Origin of the sequence: Planktothricoides sp. SR001 (assembly GCF_001276715.1) — a bacterium.
GTDB lineage: Bacteria > Cyanobacteriota > Cyanobacteriia > Cyanobacteriales > Laspinemataceae > Planktothricoides > Planktothricoides raciborskii.
The window spans coordinates 1-1086 of sequence record NZ_LIUQ01000164.1 but is presented as its reverse complement, the minus strand read 5'-3'; the positions used below and the strand labels follow the sequence as shown (position 1 = coordinate 1086).

Here is a 1086-nt window from a genome sequence, read left to right as displayed (position 1 = left end):
GGGTGCATCTCAGTTAGGCAATAAGTAATTATACTCAATGAAAAGTTCCCTCGAAACAGTCCATAATTGAGGCATTGTTGACAACCCTTGACCCATGAATCCCCAAAAGCAGGCGCTCACTCCAGCAACACCTTGACGCGATTGCCGAAATTCTCTACCAGGAAGCCAACCCCTCTGACCTCACCACCCTTGAAGGCATTGAGAAAAGTGTTCGCTCTCTTGCCCAAGAACACCTCTTGCCTCAACTGGGAATTTTTTTATCCACACGGCGACCGACCGCCACAGCGGAAAACAACGCACCCTGACCAGTATCCTCGGCAAACTAACCCTCACTACAGCTCAAGCTCAACAACTGCAAGTTAAACCAGGAACTCGTTGGAGTCCATACTTTGAAAAGTGCTGTTGGACGGTCAGTGCCAATAGCTCCTACCAGAGAGCCGAAGAAGATATTGCGATGCTTACAGGGGTGAAAGTCTCCCACAGTACGCTGCAACGCTTTGTGCAACGAGAGGATTGGTGTGAGCTAAAGATAACTGAACCAATTGAGGAGCTGAGCGCCGATGGCGGCATGGTTCGCCTTCGCACCGGGGCGGGTCAACCCGGAGAGTGGCGAGAATACAAAGCGTTAAATGTGCATAAGCAAGGGGGTGTAGCGTTCTTCAAGGATAATCAAGGACTACTGGAGTGGGTGAATGCCCAACCCCGTCAGGCACAGTTCACCTGCCTGGGAGATGGTCATGATGGGGTGTGGAACATCTTTAGTGGCATTGGTACGCCAGAGCAGCGGATTGAAATACAAGGGTTGGTATCACCTCATGGAAAATGCCCACAAGGTGCAGGGGACACCAGCCCAATTGAAGCCGATCCGAGCATTGCTGTGGCGAGGGGAGACCGAGAAGACGATAGACTATTTGCGCCAAGAGCAATTTCGGGGAGCCACAGGGTTGATCAACTACTTGTTGCATCACCAAAAGCGCATCATTAACTATGAGGCTTGGCAAGAAGCGGGACATTCGATTGGTTCGGGTCGGGTGGAGTCGTTGGTGAAACAAATTGGGTTGAGGGTGAAGTTGCCTTGGGCACAAT

1 pseudogene is annotated in these 1086 nt (G+C 51.2%); it reads left to right on the top strand.

Annotation, left to right across the window (positions count from 1 at the left end):
• Nucleotides 1-98: 98 nt before the first annotated feature.
• Nucleotides 99-1086, top strand: a pseudogene (locus AM228_RS35870) (ISKra4 family transposase); the annotation flags it as partial.